The organism is Pseudoalteromonas sp. TB64, from assembly GCF_000498095.1.
In the GTDB taxonomy this organism is placed as follows: domain Bacteria; phylum Pseudomonadota; class Gammaproteobacteria; order Enterobacterales; family Alteromonadaceae; genus Pseudoalteromonas.
In genome coordinates this window covers 1-1964 of sequence record NZ_AUTQ01000065.1, presented here as the reverse complement: position 1 = coordinate 1964, position 1964 = coordinate 1, and the positions used below count along the sequence as shown (strand labels likewise).

The 1964-nt window shown below is 36.0% G+C and carries 3 protein-coding genes and 1 pseudogene; 3 read left to right on the top strand and 1 reads right to left on the bottom strand.

Annotated elements, in window-relative coordinates:
* Together L647_RS0102715 and L647_RS1000000126090 are read left to right on the top strand one after the other, a co-directional pair.
* The coding region (locus L647_RS0102715; RefSeq protein ID WP_024609831.1) for a hypothetical protein at positions 1–208 on the top strand (208 nt) is incomplete at its 5' end.
* On the top strand, positions 208–363 hold the full coding sequence (locus L647_RS1000000126090; RefSeq protein WP_173399985.1) for a hypothetical protein: 156 nt from the start codon (positions 208–210) through the stop codon (positions 361–363). The genes L647_RS0102715 and L647_RS1000000126090, both read left to right, overlap by 1 nt.
* 211 nt (positions 364–574) lie before the next feature.
* Here the strand turns inward: L647_RS1000000126090 and L647_RS1000000125580 are convergent.
* Positions 575–760: pseudogene (locus L647_RS1000000125580) on the bottom strand (thiamine biosynthesis protein ThiC); the annotation flags it as partial.
* Positions 761–1329: 569 nt separating this feature from the next.
* Here L647_RS1000000125580 and L647_RS0102700 point away from each other — a divergent pair.
* A complete protein-coding gene (locus L647_RS0102700) occupies positions 1330–1650 on the top strand; it encodes a hypothetical protein (protein WP_024609830.1) in 321 nt (106 codons plus the stop codon).
* Positions 1651–1964: the final 314 nt, after the last annotated feature.

Here is a 1964-nt window from a genome sequence, read left to right as displayed (position 1 = left end):
AATACTAAAGGAGAACTGTGTGGTAGTAATAGAAATAATAATTGTATTAGCAATTTGGTTTGCAAGTGGACATGCAATAAGTAAAATTTATTTTAAGGCTGGATTTAAAGACACGCCAATATTTGTATTTTGGATTCCAGCACTAAACCTGGCGTTTTTGTTTTATTTAGCTTTCTCAGAATGGCCTAGATTTAAGGAGAATGTATAATGGGTTTTATTATAGCTACCGCAATTTGGGCATTGATAGCGTTTGCAGGTTGGCGCGTATTTACTAGAGCTGGTTTTAAAGGCTGGATGGGTTTTCTTTTTTTAATTCCTGTAGTTAATTTTATAGCATTGTTATATTTAGCTCATAAAGATTGACCTATTGAGAATACACAAAACTAGCAAGAGGCTATTGGGTAAATGGTGTCAAATTTTGATTCCATACATCAAAACATAAATTAGTTAAAAGCTTTTGAGATAGGCTAGGGGAATGCTTTAAATGTAAAACATCGGCGAATTCTTATATGTAATATGCGCCGATGTTTATACTTTATTCAAAAAGAGCCAATGACTTGTGAGCTATTAAGCCTTAGTCTTGTTTGCGGTAAAGGCTTATTAAGCATATCGCTAAAAGTAACGTTGCAATCATGCCTGAGGCGCCAGCAACAGCTGATGGAAGAAATCCATCACGGCCAAAGGTAATTAAAATACCATTGGCTAACATTGCAGCTCCGCCAGCTAAGGCTGTAAGTCCGCCAATTGCTTTGCCACCTTTAGTAAATAGTAGTAAATAGGGTCAAATCTTGACTTCATACATCAAAACATAAATTGGTTAAAAGCTTTAATTAACAGTGACACCCATGCTAAATTTTGCTCTTTTTAAAGTTAAGGACTACGTTTTAGTTAGTACAAAATGCATAAACATGACACCCATCCTAAATTTTGCTGTAAATGAAATAAAACCCTTAAGGGATGGATTTTCTCCAAATCTAAGGAAATTGAAGTTGCAGAGTTTATCAAAGCGAACAGTTAGTTACTCTCAAAAAATTGGGTTTGCCATAAAGCTGCATAACAAGTTGTTCAACAAGGAAAAAATACAATTGGCTATCTCTCTTCGCTCGAATTGTAGCTAACTAAATTTTCCCTGTTAACAGAGAAGTGAGGCTGTAGAATTAATCTTCTTAAAGAAAATAGTCAGTTCTATTAGTTTCAAATGCATTACCTAATACTTTAAAAACGCTAAGAGTTAATTACAGGGGCTCGTTTTTTAATTGAATTTGGCTGTTGGAGTTATTCTACAGTCTCTTTATGTTTACTTAATTTTTCTACCAGCAGTGAGGTATCATGAAAAAAGATATATACGAAAATGCACAAGAAATTCTTAAAGATGATAATGAATTAAAGGAATTTGCTGAACTGAATCGATTTACAGTTGAGGCGGCCAAAAAATTATTAGAACGCCTTATGGAAAAGCCTGAAATGGCGCAAGAATATAAAGACTACATTTTTGCCAGTGAACGAAGTGAGGACTTTAAAGGGTATACCGCAGGGGAAGAAAAAGGCTACTCAAGAGGTCATGAAGCTGGCTTTGCGAAAGGCGCTGCCCTAGGCGTTTTAGGAACTTTGACCTTGGCAGGCTTGGCTCTTCTTACTAGGCTTCGTTAAACATAACAACACGCCCTGTGAAGCTAAAGGGGTCACCCATTAGAAAATTCCGGTCAAGCAGGCAGCTGTGTTTTCTTGATCTTTTTATTCAAAAACCAAGTGTTCTTATTATTTAAACTTAATTTAAATATGACTACGCACCTAGTAATGACGTCGATTGGTGTGAATATGCACCAGTCACCCATATGAATTTAGGCAGTTTAATTAAGCATTATTGATGATTAATTAAGGCCCTTGGCTTTCGCCTCAGTCATCGTTTAGTACCAATGTCAGTCCAGTTTCTGGCTGTGTTTACACACTGCGCTGTAACAAGT